The sequence below is a fragment of the Streptomyces sp. NPDC004111 genome (assembly GCF_042874215.1).
Classification (GTDB): Bacteria; Actinomycetota; Actinomycetes; order Streptomycetales; family Streptomycetaceae; genus Streptomyces.
In genome coordinates this window covers 1-18050 of sequence record NZ_JBIAMU010000044.1, presented here as the reverse complement: position 1 = coordinate 18050, position 18050 = coordinate 1, and the positions used below count along the sequence as shown (strand labels likewise).

Genomic DNA, 18050 nt, shown 5'->3' with positions numbered 1-18050 from the left:
CTGGGGAGCCGATCCGGGCCTGATGTGTGTCAGAGGTCCGACGGAAGTTTTTCGCCGGTCTGTCCGTCGTACGCGACGCCGGTTGGTGAGAGCCGGACAGTCCGGGAAGCGGCGCGGCTATTCTCCGTCCAGTCTGCTCCGCCCACGGCCACCCGCACGGTGACATCGGCGTAGGGGTCCGTCACTGGCAACCGAATCTCGGGGCTCTTCGGATACCAGTCCTTCTTGATGGAGTCGGCGCTTTTCCCACCACCATCGACGCGCAAATACCGCACGTCGCGATTGAACGGCGCTTTCAGCGTGATGATCACGCTGGCTCGGTCCTGAGTCCAGCGGGCCGTTACGTCGGCGTCGATGGAGTCGAGCACGAGGCCGGCCCCGGATCGGCCCTTGTAGGCAGCAGCCTGCGCCTTGAGATCATCCTGTGTGGCGGCTTGGTCAGCTTGCTGCCATACCGCCGTGATGGCCAGGGCCAGCGTCGCGGCAGCAGACGCCGTGAGCCAGGCACGGCGCCGGTTAGCGCGGCGCTGATCGCCCCCGACCGCAGGGGCGGGCTCCGACTCGGCCTCGCGGTTGGGCTCGGGGTTGTCGGGGGGCCTGTGTTGTGGGGCGCCGGATGGCGGGGGGTCTTGATGCCACCAGGAGGAGCCTGCGTTGTGACCCATGCGGTGCACGGTAGCGCGCAGCTGCGCGGCCTGGCTCGTATTCCCGGCCTGCTCGGCGATCTCAGCACGGGTGAGGAGCCATTCTGTCGCCTCGGGCGAGTGGATGCCGTGTGCGGTGATGTCCTCCCTCTCACCGAGTGCGGCCAGGTCAGATGCCTCGCTGATCCTGCCTGCTCCGGCGGCTTGCAGCACGGCGTGATGCCTGTGGTCACGCTGAGGTGCGATGTAGAGGGTGTCGACGACATTGGGGGGAAGGACGATGTCCAGTCCGGCATCCCAGGCGTCTCCCCAACCGTCTTCCTCACCGATCGCACTGTCAGCGTCGGACTCGTAGGGAGCCGACTCCTCTGCCTCTTCGGGTACCTCCTCCTTGTCCATGACCACCGCGGACTCCTCATCATCGGCATCGGCCCGCAGTGCTTCTTGGGCCTTGCGGCGGCGGGTCGAGGTGTCAGTGAGGCGCACTTCCTCCTGGTCGAGGAGAACCGTTTGGATGACGTCGCAGAAGTCGGCGATTTTCCAGACGGCTTCGCCTTGTGCCAGCGTCGGGATCTTCTTGATTGCCCATGCGGGCAGGCCCAGGATGGCACCGACGATGGCGGCCTCTTCCGGGCCGAGACGTCCGACGTGGACGATCTCAATCAGCTTGGCAAGGTCGCGGGCGCGGCCCTCGCCTAGGTCGGACAGGGTGTGCACGAGCACTTTCAAGGACAAGGCTGCCTTGCGGCTGTTCTTGAGCATCCTTTGGATCAGCGCCGCCGTGGCGGGGCTGATCAGGATTTGCCAGGCCTCCTCAAGGATCACGTGGCGGTGTACGGCGGTTGCCTGCTTCAGCCAGACCTGTTCCACCCAACACGTGATCGCTGCCATGAGTGCGGGAATCGCAGGGCTGTTGCGGTCGAGGGAGGAGAAATCGAAGCTAACGACGGGGAGATCAGTTGGAGGGAGACCCGCGTCAGGCCCATCGAAGAGGCCGCGTAGCGACCCCTCCGTGTACCGGGAAAGCGCGATGGCGACGGGCTCACCCCACCCCGCCAACTTCTCGGCCGGCCATCGTCCGTCCTCCGGGTCCACCAGCGCGTCCACCAGTCCCGCAAGCCTGTCCGCCTTGGGGCTGTTGACGGCGTGCTGGAGTGCGTGGGTGGCCTGCGGGGTGAGCGCGTCCGGCTCAACTGCCGCGATCAGCGAGCGGAGCAGCTGCTCACGCACGTCGATCCCCAGCTCGGGCGAGCACGGGTTGAGGCTGAACTTGCCCGCCTCCACGACCAGGCCGCCGAGCGACCGTGTCAGGGCGGCCCACTCACCGGCGGCCGTTTGTTCGCCGTACGAGTCGATTACTACCGCCTGGTGGCCATGGTTCAGGATCTCGCGGCGCAACCAGACCTTGTCGGTGGTGCTCTTGCCCGACCCGATCCCGCCTAGCGCGAGGCTGTTGGTGGAGGGGAGGGCGCGTTCGTCGACCTTGACGGGGGACAGGTGGAACGGCCTGCCGTCGGTCTGGGACCGGCCGATGGGGACGCCGGGAAATTGGGTGCTGGAGGCGACTAGAGGCGCCGTGATGGCGGCGTGCGTGGCCGGTAGGCGGATCACAGGATGGCCCCTTTCCGTGTGCCCGCGCCGTGCGGGCTGGTCATGACGTGGGCGCGCTGCTGCTGGCCGGTGAGCCAGTCCAGCGAGATGCGGTGGCGGTCGGCAGTGAGGGTGGCCGCCCATCGGGCGTCCGTGACCTCTTCGGGGCTGTCGCCCCACACGGTCAGATAGGCGTCGATGTCGACCAGGGAAGCGCCTTGTACGAGTGCGTCACGGGTGGTCAGGTTCGTCACTTCATTCGCGTCTTGCTGGATCTTGTCGGTGGTGAACGCTGCGCCTGCTGCCTCGGACCACTTCGCGGACCGGCGGGACTGCGCCGTCGGCAGAGGCCGGTAGAGCACGGACAGGGACCGGTCGGTGCGCTCCGCGTCGGGGTCGTCGTCCTGGCCAAGGAGCAGCCGGGGCATGAGGTCACCGTCGGTCTCCGAGGGCCAGCGGGTGATCCGGGCGGTCGCCGTGTACCGGTCGTCATCGAGCACGGCCCATGTGGTGGATCGCTCGGTCACGGTCGGTACGGGCTGGGGGGTAGTGCGGGTGAGGACGCCGAGCGCGGCGAACTCGCCCTCGATGGTGGCGAGGATGCGTTCAGGCTGGCCCACCAGGCCCTTCGGGATGTGCACCGAGATTGTCTGTTCGTGGGCGGTGTAGTCGCTCACCGTGGCGTGGTGGGCAACATGGACCTGGATTCCGGCCGTCCGGGCGCGGCTGCCCGCGAAGGTGAGCGCGCGGCCGAATGCGTCGTGGAAATGGACCCGCCGGTACGGGTCTTGCATGGTGCCGTGGTGCGGGTACAGCGTCCACGTCCTGGTCGTGCCCTGACTGGTGGGCAGGGCCGGGGTCGTACGGCGTTCCCGCCAGTACCGGGCCCCGACCGTCACCCACCGGGCGATCGATCGGGGCCCCGGGGAAATGTTGATCAATGCTGCGAACCCGGCAACAGCGGCGAACGCCCAGGCAGGGGGCGTCTGGACCATTGCCGATGCCAGGATCGCCGCCCCTGCCCCGGCGTTCGTCTTGCTCAGCACAACCTCAGTGGGGCTGAGCCCCCGCTGAATGGCAGGGACTCGGTAGCCGGGGGTCAGGGAGTACATCGGATCCTCCTAAGGGTTGGCCGGCCCACTGCCCGATCCGCCCGTGGGGGGCGGTGGGGAGCTGGGCGCTGCTGGCCTCGGTGATGTCGGGCGTCGGGCAGGGTTGGGGTTGGGGTTGGCAGGTGCCCTGTTGGGCCCCGCGCCCGTGGGCGCGGGTTGAGTGCTGCGGGCTTGACGCCGAGCGGCCGTTAGCCGAGAGGTGCGCTCCGAGTCGGTATTGATCTGCGAGATCACCGAATCGGTTGTCAGTCGTCCCGGCCGCGGTGCCGGTCGAGCCCCGTACGCCGCGTACAGGACGTTGGCGTCCTGGCCCATCCCCCGGCCCGGAGTGGTCACCAGGCGAGGCCCGCGCGGGGTGTCCTCCTGCTCGTGGAAATCGGGAGCCCCAAGCGCGGCAGCCTTGCGGACAAGCGGATTGCTGGTGCGGCTCTCCACCATGGACCGTGCGGCCCTGGCGAGCCGAGGCCCGAAGTAGGGCACCCCGTGCACGATCATTCGCAGCATCAGGACGTCGGCCGCGATCAGCAGCACCGCATCGACAACCAACGACCCCTTGGCGAACGCCACGAACGGGGCGACCAGGAGCAGCGCAAACGGCGCGAACATCAAACCGAGGAGCCGCTGAGCCCACGCCTGTACGGCGCTTGTATCGCCCCCACGCGCCAGAGACGCGAACACGATGGGTGCGAGGCACACGAACACGAGGATCCCGAGCTGGCGCGTGACAAACACGAGCCCTGCGAATGCCAGAGCCACGCAGAGCGCGGCAACGATGATGAGGATCGCCAGCGGATTTCCCGCGTCCGCTCCGCTCTTGAGGTCTGCGGTGATGGCGACGAACAGCGTTCCCTCATCGGAGTTGAACGCTGTAGTGAACGCTTTGCTTACTGCCGAGTTGACGAGCATCACGGCGCCGGGGATGGACGCCATAGCCGCCACGGCGACTAGCGTCCATCCGGTCGTGTGCCCCATCTGCTTGAGGCGCGGTGCGCCCTGCCATGCGTACAGGGCGCACACGACGACCACGCAGACGAAAATCGTGACGGCCAGGTGCTGACCGAGCCACAGAAACGGCCCGTAGATCGCATCTGTGGCTTTCTCCGGCGCCCATGCCTTGTCCGGGGCAATTAGCCCCTGGATTCGCTCGATCAGCCAGTTCGCGAGGTCCTTTACGTGCTCTGAGGCCCCGTCAGTTAGCCCCTGGCCGCCCGCGTTGTCGTCGCCCGGAATCGGAATGTCTGGGGCGTTCTCCGGATCATTTTCTCGCACACAGTATTTGTGCGCGGGTCCCCTTAGGAATTCGCACGGGTCTTTGTCCGGCATCAGTTCGCCTTCGGGACCGCAGTCGGGTTGGTGACGGTGGAGAACAGATCACTTCCGTACATCGCCAGAATGACGGCGACGAAAAGCGTTCCGACGGCCATTGCCCCGTTCCGGAGGGCCTTCTTGGAGTCGTTGGGGATCGTGAGGAGCATACGGACGGCGACCACGGCGATCACGGCCGCAATGGCCTTAGTGACGAGTCCGGTACCAGTCATTCCGATCGACTTGAAGAAGTCGACGAACCCGGCGGAAAAGTCGACAGGTGCGGCAATGTTGATTTTCTTGAGCATGAGTCAGATCTCCTCTGTGCTTCCGTGAATGGGGCGGGCTACCCCGAACATGTCACTCATGGAACTGAGTGGGTCGAATCGGATTTTCGTGCCGGGCCGTGCAGCATTGATCATGTAGCCACCACCGACGTAAATCCCGACGTGGTGAATACCTGAAGCTGACGGACCGTAGAAGATCAGATCTCCGATCTGAATCTTTTTCGGATCAATCGGCTTGGACGCCGCGTACTGTGCTGCGGCCGTACGCGGGAGGGTGATTCCAACTTTCGCGTAGGCATATAGAACCAGCCCGGAACAGTCGAAACCGATGATGCTGGCGCCGGAACTTCCGTTGGGGGAGCAGCATATTCCCGTTCCGGGCCCCGACTGATTCCCACCACCCCACGAATAGGGCTTTCCCAACATTTCCTGTGCAGCCTCTACGGCCGCAATTCCCTGCCGGGCGGTGACAGTTGTTCCCGCTTTACCACCCTTGCCTCCCTTGGCAGCGATGGCATTGATTGACCGGACGTAGTTCTGTGTTTCCGGATAGTTCGGAACGCCACCTGCGTTGATCACCGCTTGAGGCCCGGCGTTGTACGCAGCCAGCATGTTGTCCGTTTTGTTTCCGGGTACGTCCTTCACCTCTTTGGCCACGCTGCACAGGTATTTTGCCGAGGCCGGGATAGCGTCCTCGGGGTCTGTGACGTCGCGTTTCCCGTCGCCGTTTCCGTCGACTCCCTGACTCTCCCACGTGCTGGGCATGAACTGAGCTATTCCCTCGGCCCCTACCGGCGATGTCCGGTCAGTTTTGAAACCGGATTCCTGCTGGAGAAGCGCGGCCAGAATATCGGGCGTTACTTCCGGACAGGTCTTTCCCGCCCTTTCGATCAAACTCCGGTATTCGGCCGGTACGGCAAGGTTGAGCGCGGCGCCTACTACCGGGTTGGTGCCGGCGGCCTGGAGGAGCGCGGCCCCGATGACGAGCACGGTCGCCCCTACCCCGATCGACGCTGCCGCGGTGCCAGATCTCACGGTTTCCCCCTTCCTGCGGTCTTCACTGTTTTGGCTGGTCAGGTCCGTCATGGAGCCTGTTTGAGGTCCGTCATGGGCCCGTCGCGGCAGGAGCCCCATGACGGGCCCATGACGGGCCCATGACGGGCTCTATGACGGGTCACTGGGCGGACAGCGCGGCCTGTCTGAGGGTTTCGAGTTCGTACCCCCGCCCCTTGCTGGTTGCCCTGGGTGCAACGTTCAGCTCTGCTTTGAGCTTTTTCCCAAGCTCTCCCACGTTGGGCTCGTTGATCCCGAGAACGGGACCCAGCTCGGTACTCCTTATGAAATCGACTCCCTGCTTCTGCATATGCGTGATCGCCCGCGTGAGCGGAGATTCTGGCGTCTTCTCCAGCATCACTTGTTGCTGAGCCTGGACACCGTCGACGATTCCCCAGATGAATTCATCGGGAAAATTGAACCCCCGGATCAGGGTGGACTTTCCATTAGCGAAAAGAACACCTTGACCCTTGATGTTGGGATCAAGTAGCGCGGGGTTAATCGGCGCCACCGTCTCAAAGTACGTGTCGCCAAGCGCGACTTTTGCCGTACCCGACGACGCAACGTAGAGGCACAGCCGGTACAGGAACTGATCCCTCACCACGACCGGAATTGCATTCGTGGATGGGCGCTGCGTCATGAGCACCGTAGAAATACCTGATTCGAGAGCCTTGGCAACCAGCGACCGCGTATCCTCTGCGATCTGCCGGGCCTGGTCCTTTTCCTCGTTCGTGGCGCCGGAAGCGAAGAAATCCGCAGCCTCGTCAACGATGAAGATGACCGGCTTGAACGTGGGAACGGGCCGCCGGTTGCGAATTGCTTCCTTGATTTGCGCGTACCGGTCATCCGCGCGCTTGTTCAGGTCCTGGACCATGCTCCAGAACACGCGGGGATCGTCGGACGACTCGTAGCGGGTGGCGATCTTCTCGAACCGGGTAAGTCCGCAGAATTTCCCGTCGAGTAGATAGAGTTCGAATTCGCCGTACGCGATCAACAGGCACGTGATGAGCCCGTTGACCAGAGTCGTTTTACCCATCTGAGTCATACCGGCGACCAGCATTGAGGCCTTGTCGAACGTGGGCACTCCGGCTAGTTGGCCGGTGACGTCGTGACCGAGCGGGATACCGTCGAACGTTTCGATCTCCTGCCGCGTCGGGGCCGAAAACGGCCGCGTGAACGGCGGCTCATGCAATTTCAGGAGACCGACCTCACGTTCGGTGTACCGCGATTTCTCCAATTTCAGGTGGAGCCGGGTTACACCGAGCATCGACGCGATGGGCCCGATATGTTTGGCGACGTCCTCATGCGTACGGGCCCTGGGCATCAGGAACGTATATTGCGTGCCGATGCCGGGCAGTTCCTCCGTCCGTACGTCGGGCAGAAGAATAGCTTCGTCTCTACCGATTGCTCCGGTACGAGTCAGGGCCGCCGTCAGCTCCGGATGGGCTGGAGCGGCTGGCTCAAGGCTTTCTGTCGTGTCAGGTGAAGCCTCTACCGACGACTTTTCGTCTGTCGGCTTCCTGGCCCACCTGCGGACAACCTCGGTTTTGATCCGCCAGGCCGCGTATCCGAGTCCGATCAGGACTCCCGTGGCGAGGAGCACCACGGCCGGCCACGGCAGGCCCGTCCAATCTCTGATGGCGTACAGGATGCCCAGGACGATAATCAGTCCGCCGATCGCACCTGCGCTCTGGCCCCAGAGGTCGTCAGACCCTGCGTCTCTCTGTCCCATACTCCCCCACCCGCTTTGAAGTTTCGGAATCGCTGATCATAACTGCCCCCGTGTATAGGGCAATTGACTTTTTGACTATTTGTCAGGCTTCACCGGGTCTGCCCTTCGGATCTGCGCCAAATCGATTCCGATTCCGCTCACCAAATGGCTCGCCGGGCCTGCCTGACGTCGACTGCATTGATGTTCCGGCAGTCGCGACACAGCCCAATCCCGCACGGGGTTGGGCTGCATCGGTGGTGCCGGACAGATGTCTCAGTGGCCACTCATCAGGACTGCGCGCGGCGGATCGCTGCGGCGGCCCTCTGGGCTTCCTCTGCGGCGCGGCCGGCGGCCTCGGCTCGGGCAATCGCCGCGCGCGCCGCACTGTCGGGGTCCTGGTCGGCGCAGGTGATCGCGCCGTAGATACGATCCATCACAGGATCGCCTCCCTGGTCTAGTCAGGTTGGGGTGGTCTCAGGCCCCGGCGTGGTGTGTCCAGCACCCGCCGGGGCCGTTTCAGTCGGACGTGGGCTAGTCCTGCGACGCTCGGAACCGCGCGGCCAGCAATTCGGCTTCCACGTCCATTCCGGGCTCTCCAAGCCGCGCGTAAACCGCCTCGGACTCCGTGAACATGCGCTGCTGGAACGCGTCCAGCTCGGTCGGCTGCTGGTCCTGCGACATGTGAACTCCCTTGGTCAGATGGTCTCGGTGTGCTTGAGGTCGAACCTGACGAACTCGATCTGTGCGGGCGGGAGCATCAACTCGATGGCCATCTGGTCGATGAAGTGGTCTCGGATGCCGTCGTGGTCAGCGGGCGCGGTGAGGTCGAACTCGCCGTAGACGGTGCGGGTGCGGGTGGTCGGGATGGCGGCCTGGTCGCGGAAGGCGGGCGGGGTGTGCTCGGGGATGTAGACGCTGGGGAACCTGACGCACAGGTGGTAGTCGTAGCGGCCAGGCTGGACGATCTCGGGTTTCATCGGTGGGCCTCCGCGTCCTCGTCGGCGTCCTCGTCGGCGTCCTCCGCCGCTTGGTCGGCGTCCTTGGCCTCCTGCTCCTTGATGTCCCGCCACAGGGGGCGCACCCGGTCCTCACCACCGAGGTATCCGGCCCGGCGGAATTCGGCAGATGCCTGGCGGTACGACATCGGCGGGTCCTCGCTGTACCGCAGCGCCCGCAGCACCACCCCAATTTGGCCGCTCGTCAACGGCACACCCGTCTCAGGGGTGGGCACGCCCGTCACGGCCGCGATCTCAGCAACCGTGACGGCCAACTGCACGCGGCGTGACGACTCGTCGTCTCCTGATCCGATTGCGCCGCTGACCTGCGAGACGGCAGGCGTGACGGGCGTGACGGGCAAGGCCAACGTCTCGGGCTCCCACCCGTCCAGTTCCGGCAGCGCGATCGTGGCGACCAGGTCCGGCAACGGCTTGTTGGCGAAGGTGTCCGCAGTCGACGCGGCCTGACCGTGCAACCGTGCAGCTGCACGCTCCTGTGCCTTGAGCGTGTCCCGGCGATAACCCGTCTCGGCTGCACTCACCCGCCGCTGTAGAGCACCAGCGACACGGAGTAGTTCGATCCGGTCGGCAGCGTCCGCCTCCATCTGCTCAAGGCGGTCGGCAACGGTCTGTCGACGGGAGTCGATCGCCTGTCGCGTGCTGGGCGACACCCGGCGACCGAGGGAGGGCAGCACCAGCCACCACACAGCCTTGGTCGACACGATCGCCACAGGGGTCAGGACCACGGCCAGATCCAAGCCCTGGTTGGCCGTCAGGATCAGGTCAGCCGTGGGCACAGCCGCAATCACTGCGGTCAAGGCCAGCCCTGCCCAGCGCACCCGCCCGGCGCGCGTCCTGTGATTGCCTGCCAGAATCTCCGTCGCTTGGAGCACGACCCACAGCACATCCAGCGCGGCGACGGTCGGCGCGGCCAGGGGCCCGAAGTGCGGCGACAGAATCGAGTAGCTGACTGCTACCGACAGCACCGCCACGCCCAGAGTGAGGGCCCCCAGGCCGGCGAGCACAAAGGCCCGGGGCGACCAGGACAGGGGCAGAGGCTTGCCCTGCTTGTTGTTCTTGTTCTTGTTGAGCACGCTCGTTGCTCCCCTCAGGCCGCGAGTGCGACCGGGTAGCCCGCGCATCCTGGGCAGCAGCCCAGGGAGGTCGGGATCACGTAGTCGTGGGTGATCTGGCATTCGGGACAGGTACGGCGCGCCCGCATCATCGCGGCGACCGCACGCCACCGGCCCGGCGTCATCGGCCGGACCGGAGCGGCCAGATCAATGCGGTACAGGTACGCGACGCGGACCGGGCGCTCACGCCCTCCGGGCGGGCGCCGGCCGTACCAAAGGATCTGTGCGGCGACGTCCTGCCCGCCGGGCCGGAGGCCACGGGCCCGGAGCTGGCGACGCGTCGCCAGGCCCTCGGGCGCGAGGCGTTTCGGGAAGGTCGGGACACCGAATTCTTTCCCGTCAGGGTCGTAAAACCGCACTTCAGGGCCCTACGGGACTCAGACGACGCAGAATGTATGCGATGCCCGGGTGGTTGAACCGCAGCGACGACCGCGTCACCTGCCCAGTCTCGGCGTCCGTGGTGTACGCGACCAGGACGGCGCCCTGGCGGTCGGTCTGGACCGTCATCTTCTCAACCGTGCCGTAGGTCTGGACGTCCGGAACCGCGAACGGCCGCGCCTCTTCGGACCGACGCGTGATCTCCTCCACCTCTCCGACGGTGATCTGTGCCCGGCGCTGCGCCACCACACCGGACGGGTGCGCGACGTCGTCCGCCGAGAACAGCGGATCCTCGTCCGCCGAGACCAACGGTCGGTCGGTCGGTCGTGTCATGCTGAGCTGCATATCAGGGCTCCCATTCAGTCCTGGTGGACAGCTCCCGGGGGTCTCACATCGCCGGGGGCTGTCGTTGTGTCGGCTGTCGTACGAGCAGCCACGGCGGTGCCCGACCCGCGCAGTGCGAGCCGGGGACCACTGTGGGTGTTCGTCAGCCAGCAGACGTTCCGGGCGCCGCGGAGTAGGTCCACTCCCCGTTCGTGGTCCCCCAGTTCCTCTCCTGCTCAGCGCGGGCGCTGGCAAGGAAAGGGGAGTCGAAGGATCCGCGTTCCTGGCCGTTCTCGTCCTTCGCCCGTGTCGGCTGGTAGTCCATCGAGTGCGTGTCCATGTGCCCTCCCGTCAGTTCTGGTCCCACCAGGGCTTCATCGGCTCGGGGTGGGTGTGCTGCCGCCATCCGCCCTCGGGGTAGAACCCCTGCGCCGGTGCGCTGCTCCGGGCAGCGGCCTCGGCCGCAGCGATGGCCGCGAATGCCTGGGCTACCTCCGCAAAAGCTTGTGCAGTGGCGGGCTTTCCCTCGTCGGCGTACTCGGCAGCACGCTGGGCGTGCTCTACCGCCTTGGCATACGCCACGGGGCCGGTCATCGTGATCAGATCGGTCTGTGTCGGCTGGGTGGTCATCTGTGGGCTCCCTTCTGATGTGCGCGCCGTGCGCACTGCGCCCCGGACCGGAATCGAACCGGTCGTAGTGCCTGCGGGGCCCGCGATCATTGCCCTTGTCTCACCTGTGCGTTCGGTCCGTTTTCCGCCCGGAAGGGCGGCATGGGGAAAGGTGCGTGCTGGTCGCACAGGCAGGGCCGTCAGCTTGTCGCCGTTGCCTGGGTGGTACCTCTGACGGCCGCTCTTCCCGTGTGCAGGTTGCGGTGCGTCCTCTATGGAGTTCTCAAATCACGGCCGCTCTCGTCCCCCTTCCGCTGGTGCTGTGCGGTCAGAGGCCGGACGGTGTACCCGGTCACGACAATTCGATCCCTAGGTTCGATTTCTGCCGCGTAGGGCTTCCATCTGTTTCCACCATGACATAGATGTTTCCAGGAAACAACCCACTGACCCATGAGTCGGATTCTGGTACCGTCGCCACATGGTGGAACTTCCGGAAGAGCAGCGCGCAGCCGCGCTGAGGCAGGTAGCCGAGATCGGCGCCCGCCGCACAAAGCTACTGACTGAGGCCGAACTCCTTACTGACACGCTGCGCACGGCCGCGCTCAAGGCTGCCCGCGCTGGCGCACCGAGGACCCGGATTCGGGAGCTCGCAGGCGTCAGCTCGAAGACTTTGTATGGCTGGCTGGATTCGGCCGGCATCGAGGTCCGCACGACGCGGAAGAGCCGCTGACGTGCGGTTTTCATCACGATCCGGCCTGCCATGACGGGCATTCGACCCCCTTGAGTTGGGGGCCACCCTGGCGAATCGGGGACCGTCCAGACAGTGACCAGCGACGGGGACATCAGATGTCACCACCAGTTGTCACCTGTGCCGGGCTGCTCCCACTGCCACACTCAGCGCAACATCTCGGAGGTGATCAAGATGGGCGACACCGACCGCCCGGCTTGGGCTCGGCGAATGCGCGACGAACGGGCCGCCCGGGGGTGGTCCCAAATCGCGGCCGTACGTGCCCTGATGGCACGACTGCCGTACGACCCTGACGCACCAGACGAAGAGTCGCTGCTGAGGCAGTGGAAGCGCTGGGAGACCGGAGCGCGGTACCCGGACAAGTACAAGAGCGACATCGCCGCTACCTTCGGCAGCGTCACCCGCGCGTTCTTCCCAGTCGCTGAACCGGACCGCCCACAGCTCCAAATCGCCAGTGGCATCGACACGGTAGAGATCGTCGCCCGAATGCGGGCTTCGGACATCGACCAGGCCACGCTCGACGCACTGCGGATCACCGTGGACCGGCTGTGCTGCGAGTACGCCTACATGCCGTCCGCGCAGCTCCTGACGGAGGGCCGGGCGTGGATGAGTCGTGTCGTCGCCATGCTGAATCAGCGGGTGAGCCTGTCTCAGATGCGCGACCTGTACGCACTCGCAGGCCGGTTGGCGCTCCTGGTCGGCTGTGTCGAGTACGACTCTGGCGAGCCCCGTCGTGCTGAGGCGACTCGCCGCGCCGCGCTCTCCCTCGGTGACGAGGCCGGCCACCTCGGCGTGATCGGCTGGGGCCACGAGATGCGGTGTTGGTTCGCTCTGACGCGAGGCGACTACCGCGGCGTCATTCAGGCCGCCAACGACGGAATTACGCTGGCCCCAAACGAATCGGTGGCTGCGCAGCTCTACGCCCAGAAGGCGAAAGCCTGGGCGCGCCTGGGCGACCGGCAGCAAACCGAAATTGCCTTGGACCAGGGGCGTCAGGTCCTTGAAGCCATGCCCTACCCGGACAACATCGAAGATCACTTCGTGGTGGATCCCGCAAAGTACGACTTCTATCGGATGGACTGCTACCGCACGGTTGGCGCGGACCAACTCGCAGAGCAGTTGGCGGGCGAGGTCATCCGTGCGAGTACCGGGTGGGACGGTACCGAGCGCGCGCCCATGCGGATCGCCGAAGCCCGAATCACTCTCGCAGTCGCCGCCGCGCGAGACGGTGATCTCGACTCGGCCCTGTCGTACGGTGAGCGCGCTCTCGGTAGCGACCGCCAGTCGCTGCCCAGTCTGGCTATGGTCGCCAGCGACCTCGGCCAGGTCCTCAAGACCACGTACGGCTCGGCTCCCGACGCGCGGGATTTCCTCGCACACCTGCGGAATCTCAGCGCCCCTGATCACGCCACGCAGGACGCAGGCGGAGAGGAGCAGTGATGCGGGCAACCGCTACCAGAGGTCACGATTCGGTAACCGGCCTAGGGGATTCGGCGTGTGGTGTCCCGCATCTGACCTGCGGCATAGTGGCGTCGGCGCCTACGCCGCTCACCTGCGGATACTCCGCACTGCACACAAACGGTCACGGCAGGCGTACTCTGTCCGCCATGGCTTGATCAAAAACACGGAAACCCCCCGCTGACTGGGATCACAGGTGCGGCTAACACCTACTCCAGGGCGGGGGGCCAATGAATCGCTGTGCCGAGTGTAGAGCAGATGAGGACGGATTTCGATCCGGACTCTGCTCGTGCACCCCGGTCAGCGGCTAGAAAGGCCGCGCAAATGGCATCGCAGCACCGCAATATCGCCCCAACCCAGTGCGCCACATGTCGGGTGGTCATGGACGCCCGTAAGGACCTGGCCAGCGAAAACCCGACCGTCGCCCCCACCACAGCCGCCGTATGTGAGCGAACCGGGCTCAAGAAGCGGGCCGTCCAGATCCACACTGTGCATCTGACCGCATACGGCCACCTCGACGGGGGAGCACCGACCGCGCTCCCCCTCGACCCGGACCAGGCCACGCCTCTCAACCGCCCTGCGACTCCGCTCGAATGGATCGCCAGTCTCGGCCTCACCTGCGAGACGTGTCGCTGCATCCTGTGCGAATGCGCCCGTCTCGCACGCGGCGGCTGGCGCTGCCAGATCTCCCAAAAGGATCTGGGGCTCCGGCTCAGCTTGAGTGAGTGGACGGTACGTATGCACGCCCGGACCGGCCACAAGAACAAGAAGGTCGGCCACAGTCTCCGGGCTCAGGGGCACGTCCAGTTCCGTCCCGCCGGAGATGTGACGGGCATTAACCCTGACGGCACAGCTCGCGTCGAAAGGCGCCCCGACCGCTGGATTCTCAATCCTGCGGTGGCCCCCGCGTTCGACACCGTTCTCGTCGACGGCGGAACCATGTATCTCGATGGCATCGCGGAAAGGCTGTTCGCCGTGGCGGAATGGTTCGACCCGCGACACGAACAGGCGTCGTGGGTGGTGAGGTTGCTGGCCGACCTGATCCAGGGTGGCTGGCCTGAAGCTGTGTTGCTGCAAAAGCTCAGCGAGCGGCCCCTCCGAATGCCGATCAAGCATCCGTACCGGTACGTCAAAGCACGGTTGCCGAAGGTCGGTACGCCGTACATCGTTCCAAAGCCTGAGCTGGACGACCTCAAGATTTACTGCGCGAGGCCGGGTTGCCCGCTGCGGATGCACCGGCCGACCCCGGACGGTGTGTGTGGCCAGTGCCGTAAGGAGCGCGAACAGGGACTCTGGGGCACCCCGACCGCGCCCGCCGCGATCGGTTCGGTGTACGCACTCGCCGGGCCCGCCGCCAGCGATCCCGCGTTCTGATCGCTGATCGCTGCGCCCCGACCATGGTCGGGGCGCAGCTTTCGCACCACCACATGCCACACTGCGATTTGGTGGCTAATCTGGTGGCATGACTGTGATGACGTTGCGTATCCCCGATGATCTCGACCCGTCGATTCGCGCCGGGGCTAAAGCCGCCGGCCTGAGCGTGAACGCGTACATCGTGCGCGCCGCTCGACGCGCTGCCACCCTCGATGCCGCCCGCCAGCTCGCCGCGCTCGGCCTCGGTGACGACCTGGCGGGCGAAGGCGAGACCCTGTGAGGCGTGGGGAGATCTGGACGCTCGCTGACGGGCGCAGCGTCCTGGTCGCAAGCCTTGACGGCCTTGAGGACACATTCGGTGCGGTGCTCGCGGTCGTCCTGCACCCGCCGGGCCGCTACCCCGACACCGCTATGTCGGTGGTGATCGCTGACCCGATGCCGTGTACTGCGGTCGCGGTCAACCTGCAACAGCTCCGGGCCGCGCGCTTTGAGGGCGCCGCCCTGATCGGCTCCGTCGACGCTGCCGTCATGACACGGGTAGACGCAGCACTCCGCGCGGTACTCGATCTGTAATCACTCCACAGCCACCCTCGGCCGCGGAGTTTTCTGCGGAAAATCTGCGGGTGCGCAGCCCGCCACAGAGAGGTTTCACCTTGTCCACGACTCAAGCCGGAGCGACCGCCGTCGACCACGCCGGTCGCACGGTTGCGGGGGAAGACAGCGCCATGATCGGCACACCTCGTTCCGAGGCATTGCCTGTGAGCACCCCAGAAAGCCAGCATCAACGTGTCATCTATGCCATCGGCGGCCTGAAGGGTGGCGTCGGGAAAACAACCTTCGCCATGTACCTGGCCCTGTACTGGGCACTCAAGGGCCGGCGGGTCCTGGTCCTCGACGCCGACCCCATCAGTAGCTCCGCATTCGACTGGTACGAAGAGGCCCGCAAGAAGCAGCAGGGCGAGCCAATGCCCTTCGATCTGGAAATCTGCCCATCAAACGAGCTGGACAAGATCCTGGCGGTTCGGTGGCTGGACTACGACGTGGTTGTCGTCGACTGCGGGGGAGAGTCGGCAGGCGTCTGGACGTCCACGGTACGGATCTGCGACCACTTCGTCATCGCGGCGGCCCCGAAGAAGGCCGAGGTGAAGAAGGTGAAGGGCACGTTCGACACTGCGGTGGAAGCAGTAGTCAAGGCGGGACGCGTCGCGGAGGTGACGCCACATGTCGTCTTCACCCGCGTGAAGGCGGCTCGCGACCAGGGCCAGCACTCACACAACGAGATCATGCGCGAAAAGATGGTGGAACTGAACATGCCACTCCTCGGCTACGAGGTTCCCGACCTCGTTGAGTACGAGGATGCAGTCGACACTCTGCCTACGCGGCTCGGCCATTTCGCTGACGTGTTTGACGAGATGCACGACATGGAGGACGCCGACTGATGGGCGCGCAAGACAAGCCCAACCCGAGCCGCGGTCGCTCCAGTGGCAGGCGGAACAGCCTGGGGGACTACGTAGCCGATAGCTCGGCTCCGCCGTCCCGGCCACTCGTTACCGCGTCCGAATTCCTACAAGGCTCGGCCCACTGGATCACTCTCGACAAGTGCCGTGCGAATCCTCGTAACCCTCGGGATGTGGGAGACGACGTATCAGATCTCGTCAGCATCAAAGAGCGCCAGCTCCAGAGTTGCCGGGGGATCACTAGGGACGCATACCTGGGCCTGTGGCCCGAGGACAGTGACGTCCTCAAGGGCGCCGGCCCTGAAGACGTCGTGGTCATCAATGGCAACCGTCGTCTGGCAGCTGCCAGAAAGTACGGCCGTACAGACCTCTTGGTCCTCATTGACGACTCAATCGCCACATCGCGGGCAGGGGTTCGCCGCGCGGCCTATGACGAGAACACAGCTCGGAAAGACTTCGACGCCATCGAAGAAGCACAGGCCGTCATGGAGATCGTGAGCGAGTACGCAACCGCCAAGGAAGCCGCCAAGGCACAAGGATGGTCCGAGTCGTGGATCTCTCACCGTAAGAACCTCTTGAAGCTGCATCCAGACCTCCAACAGGAGGTGCGGCTGAAGTCTCGCGACAAAGAGGCCGACGGTATCCCCATCAACGTCGCTCGTCGCCTCGGAGCCGTGAAGGGCATCAAGGAAATGAGTCTGGCGGAGCAACGTAAGGAACTCTCTGACCTCCTGCGCTCCGACGCTGAGGCAGCTAAGACACTCAAGGCGGCCCGCCGCACGGCAAAGAAGTTTTCCGCAGAAAATCGACCCCCTTCGAACGTGCCCGAGCCGCGCGCAGAGGACGACAATCCCGCTGGCAGACCGGGGGGGCCGCCGCCGTGGCTTATGCCAGGTGAGGCGGTGCGCACCTTCAGTCAGCATTTCCTCAAGAGAGCGCAGGAGACAGGGCAGACACCTGAAGCCGTGATGGCGGAAGCGTTCGAGGTCATCCGCGCCCATACCTCGTAGAGTCCACCTCCCGCGATGCCGGGCCCCGGAGATTTTCGGGGCCCGGCGTCGTTCGCGTCGAAAGCGTGGAATCTGGTGCGCGCCGAGCACCGCCGGGGCCGGACATCCGGCGCGGCGCGGCCCGCCCCTCTCTCGGGCCGCAGGAGCCTGACTGGCGCGCCGTCAGCCACCCTTCGACCAATCCCGGGGATCTGCGGCCCTTAGGCGCCACAGAGTGGCACTCAGCCCCGTCACGGCCAGGTTGCCGACCAGACCGCAGAGTGGGGGCGCGCAAGACCTCGGGCGCCGGCCAAAGGGCTCAGGGTTGGCCCGGCGGGCCGGGTCCCGCCGCTTGGGGTGTGTCGGGTCAGTTCGACACAAGAACTTGGGGACGCCCACCAGGAGATTCAAAACGCCCAACTTTGCTAAGAAACAAGGCAGTTGACACAATCGCGGCGATATGGGAGCGTTGGACTTCCACTCGCGTTGGTAAGCGTGGAATCTGATGCGCCCCAACAAGCGTTCGAACTCAAGCTGTGGACAAAGGGCGCACGGATTCCACGCTTACCAACGCGAGGTAGGGAACCCCCTTCAGGGGCGCACGGGATTCCACGCTTTCCAGCAGGACATAAACGCGCAGGTCAGAGGTGGTGCGCACGAGATTCCACGCTTTCGACGCGAAGCATGAACGTGCAGGTCAGACCCCTAATTACCGGGGGGCGCACGGAATTCCACGCTTTCCCTTACGTAGCACTCTGCTGCTCTCGACCCCGGAGGGGTCGGCGGCTGGGCCCCGGAGGGGACCGGCGTCCTTGATCGCGGAGCGATCAAGGAAAGAGCCGCGTAGCGGCTCCGCGTCGTGTTCGCGGAGCGAACCGCGCGC

Annotated in this window: 21 protein-coding genes; 7 read left to right on the top strand and 14 right to left on the bottom strand. The window is 65.3% G+C overall.

Annotated elements, in window-relative coordinates; translation table 11 throughout:
- Nucleotides 1-29: 29 nt before the first annotated feature.
- The 14 genes from ACFYVL_RS43935 to ACFYVL_RS43870 all read right to left on the bottom strand — a co-directional run bounded on the left by ACFYVL_RS43935 (nt 30) and on the right by ACFYVL_RS43870 (nt 11162).
- Nucleotides 30-2255: a hypothetical protein gene (locus tag ACFYVL_RS43935; RefSeq protein ID WP_389255672.1), complete on the bottom strand. Its 2226-nt coding sequence runs from the start codon at nt 2253-2255 to the stop codon at nt 30-32.
- The gene (locus ACFYVL_RS43930; protein WP_389255670.1) at nt 2252-3133 is read right to left on the bottom strand and encodes a hypothetical protein; all 882 of its coding nucleotides are present in this window, start codon (nt 3131-3133) and stop codon (nt 2252-2254) included. Before ACFYVL_RS43930 ends, ACFYVL_RS43935 begins: the two co-directional genes overlap by 4 nt.
- A gap of 222 nt (nt 3134-3355) precedes the next feature.
- Complete coding sequence (locus tag ACFYVL_RS43925; RefSeq protein WP_389255668.1) at nt 3356-4669, bottom strand: hypothetical protein; 1314 nt, start codon at nt 4667-4669, stop codon at nt 3356-3358.
- Entirely contained in the window at nt 4669-4959 is a 291-nt protein-coding gene (locus ACFYVL_RS43920; RefSeq protein ID WP_389255666.1) for a hypothetical protein, read from the bottom strand. The genes ACFYVL_RS43925 and ACFYVL_RS43920 overlap by 1 nt, the downstream gene beginning before the upstream one ends.
- Before the next feature lie 3 nt (nt 4960-4962).
- Entirely contained in the window at nt 4963-6024 is a 1062-nt protein-coding gene (locus ACFYVL_RS43915; RefSeq protein WP_389255664.1) for an NlpC/P60 family protein, read from the bottom strand.
- An 88-nt stretch (nt 6025-6112) separates the two neighbouring features.
- Nucleotides 6113-7723 carry an FtsK/SpoIIIE domain-containing protein gene (locus tag ACFYVL_RS43910; RefSeq protein WP_389255662.1) on the bottom strand — a complete coding sequence of 537 codons (1611 nt, stop codon included), beginning with the start codon at nt 7721-7723 and terminating at the stop codon, nt 6113-6115.
- Between the two features lie 266 nt (nt 7724-7989).
- Nucleotides 7990-8136 carry a hypothetical protein gene (locus tag ACFYVL_RS43905; RefSeq protein WP_389255660.1) on the bottom strand — a complete coding sequence of 49 codons (147 nt, stop codon included), beginning with the start codon at nt 8134-8136 and terminating at the stop codon, nt 7990-7992.
- Nucleotides 8137-8233: 97 nt separating this feature from the next.
- On the bottom strand, nt 8234-8383 hold the full coding sequence (locus tag ACFYVL_RS43900; RefSeq protein ID WP_389255658.1) for a hypothetical protein: 150 nt from the start codon (nt 8381-8383) through the stop codon (nt 8234-8236).
- A 14-nt stretch (nt 8384-8397) separates the two neighbouring features.
- A complete protein-coding gene (locus tag ACFYVL_RS43895; protein WP_389255656.1) occupies nt 8398-8679 on the bottom strand; it encodes a hypothetical protein in 282 nt (93 codons plus the stop codon).
- A complete protein-coding gene (locus tag ACFYVL_RS43890) occupies nt 8676-9791 on the bottom strand; it encodes a hypothetical protein (RefSeq protein WP_389255654.1) in 1116 nt (371 codons plus the stop codon). The genes ACFYVL_RS43895 and ACFYVL_RS43890 overlap by 4 nt, the downstream gene beginning before the upstream one ends.
- 14 nt (nt 9792-9805) lie before the next feature.
- Nucleotides 9806-10189, bottom strand: a complete 384-nt coding sequence (locus ACFYVL_RS43885) for an RRQRL motif-containing zinc-binding protein (protein ID WP_389255652.1) — start codon at nt 10187-10189, stop codon at nt 9806-9808.
- A gap of 1 nt (nt 10190) precedes the next feature.
- Entirely contained in the window at nt 10191-10541 is a 351-nt protein-coding gene (locus tag ACFYVL_RS43880) for a hypothetical protein (protein WP_389255651.1), read from the bottom strand.
- A gap of 154 nt (nt 10542-10695) precedes the next feature.
- On the bottom strand, nt 10696-10872 hold the full coding sequence (locus ACFYVL_RS43875; RefSeq protein WP_389255650.1) for a hypothetical protein: 177 nt from the start codon (nt 10870-10872) through the stop codon (nt 10696-10698).
- An 11-nt stretch (nt 10873-10883) separates the two neighbouring features.
- Nucleotides 10884-11162, bottom strand: coding sequence for a hypothetical protein (locus ACFYVL_RS43870; protein ID WP_389255649.1), 279 nt, complete (start codon nt 11160-11162; stop codon nt 10884-10886).
- A 457-nt stretch (nt 11163-11619) separates the two neighbouring features.
- On the opposite strand from ACFYVL_RS43870, the gene ACFYVL_RS43865 reads away from it, so the two are divergent.
- The 7 genes from ACFYVL_RS43865 (at nt 11620) to ACFYVL_RS43835 (ending at nt 17188) form a co-directional block, all read left to right on the top strand.
- Nucleotides 11620-11871 carry a hypothetical protein gene (locus tag ACFYVL_RS43865; RefSeq protein ID WP_389255647.1) on the top strand — a complete coding sequence of 84 codons (252 nt, stop codon included), beginning with the start codon at nt 11620-11622 and terminating at the stop codon, nt 11869-11871.
- 192 nt (nt 11872-12063) lie between these two features.
- A complete protein-coding gene (locus tag ACFYVL_RS43860; RefSeq protein ID WP_389255696.1) occupies nt 12064-13329 on the top strand; it encodes an XRE family transcriptional regulator in 1266 nt (421 codons plus the stop codon).
- A gap of 342 nt (nt 13330-13671) precedes the next feature.
- A complete protein-coding gene (locus ACFYVL_RS43855) occupies nt 13672-14721 on the top strand; it encodes a hypothetical protein (protein WP_389255645.1) in 1050 nt (349 codons plus the stop codon).
- 88 nt (nt 14722-14809) lie between these two features.
- Entirely contained in the window at nt 14810-15001 is a 192-nt protein-coding gene (locus ACFYVL_RS43850; protein WP_389255643.1) for a toxin-antitoxin system HicB family antitoxin, read from the top strand.
- A gap of 83 nt (nt 15002-15084) precedes the next feature.
- Nucleotides 15085-15294, top strand: a complete 210-nt coding sequence (locus ACFYVL_RS43845; protein WP_389255641.1) for a hypothetical protein — start codon at nt 15085-15087, stop codon at nt 15292-15294.
- Between the two features lie 80 nt (nt 15295-15374).
- On the top strand, nt 15375-16160 hold the full coding sequence (locus ACFYVL_RS43840; protein ID WP_389255639.1) for an AAA family ATPase: 786 nt from the start codon (nt 15375-15377) through the stop codon (nt 16158-16160).
- A 191-nt stretch (nt 16161-16351) separates the two neighbouring features.
- Nucleotides 16352-17188: a ParB/RepB/Spo0J family partition protein gene (locus ACFYVL_RS43835; protein ID WP_389255637.1), complete on the top strand. Its 837-nt coding sequence runs from the start codon at nt 16352-16354 to the stop codon at nt 17186-17188.
- Nucleotides 17189-18050: the final 862 nt, after the last annotated feature.

Excerpts from the sequence above, each read along its gene's own strand:
- ACFYVL_RS43880 (WP_389255651.1), bottom strand. The coding sequence starts at position 10,541 with ATGACACGACCGACCGACCGACCGTTGGTCTCGGCGGACGAGGATCCG.
- ACFYVL_RS43865 (WP_389255647.1), top strand. The coding sequence starts at position 11,620 with ATGGTGGAACTTCCGGAAGAGCAGCGCGCAGCCGCGCTGAGGCAGGTA.
- ACFYVL_RS43895 (WP_389255656.1), bottom strand. The coding sequence starts at position 8,679 with ATGAAACCCGAGATCGTCCAGCCTGGCCGCTACGACTACCACCTGTGC.
- ACFYVL_RS43870 (WP_389255649.1), bottom strand. The coding sequence starts at position 11,162 with ATGACCACCCAGCCGACACAGACCGATCTGATCACGATGACCGGCCCC.
- ACFYVL_RS43860 (WP_389255696.1), top strand. The coding sequence starts at position 12,064 with ATGGGCGACACCGACCGCCCGGCTTGGGCTCGGCGAATGCGCGACGAA.
- ACFYVL_RS43910 (WP_389255662.1), bottom strand. The coding sequence starts at position 7,723 with ATGGGACAGAGAGACGCAGGGTCTGACGACCTCTGGGGCCAGAGCGCA.
- ACFYVL_RS43875 (WP_389255650.1), bottom strand. The coding sequence starts at position 10,872 with ATGGACACGCACTCGATGGACTACCAGCCGACACGGGCGAAGGACGAG.
- ACFYVL_RS43905 (WP_389255660.1), bottom strand. The coding sequence starts at position 8,136 with ATGGATCGTATCTACGGCGCGATCACCTGCGCCGACCAGGACCCCGAC.
- ACFYVL_RS43855 (WP_389255645.1), top strand. The coding sequence starts at position 13,672 with ATGGCATCGCAGCACCGCAATATCGCCCCAACCCAGTGCGCCACATGT.
- ACFYVL_RS43900 (WP_389255658.1), bottom strand. The coding sequence starts at position 8,383 with ATGTCGCAGGACCAGCAGCCGACCGAGCTGGACGCGTTCCAGCAGCGC.
- ACFYVL_RS43850 (WP_389255643.1), top strand. The coding sequence starts at position 14,810 with ATGACTGTGATGACGTTGCGTATCCCCGATGATCTCGACCCGTCGATT.
- ACFYVL_RS43925 (WP_389255668.1), bottom strand. The coding sequence starts at position 4,669 with ATGCCGGACAAAGACCCGTGCGAATTCCTAAGGGGACCCGCGCACAAA.
- ACFYVL_RS43920 (WP_389255666.1), bottom strand. The coding sequence starts at position 4,959 with ATGCTCAAGAAAATCAACATTGCCGCACCTGTCGACTTTTCCGCCGGG.
- ACFYVL_RS43915 (WP_389255664.1), bottom strand. The coding sequence starts at position 6,024 with ATGACGGACCTGACCAGCCAAAACAGTGAAGACCGCAGGAAGGGGGAA.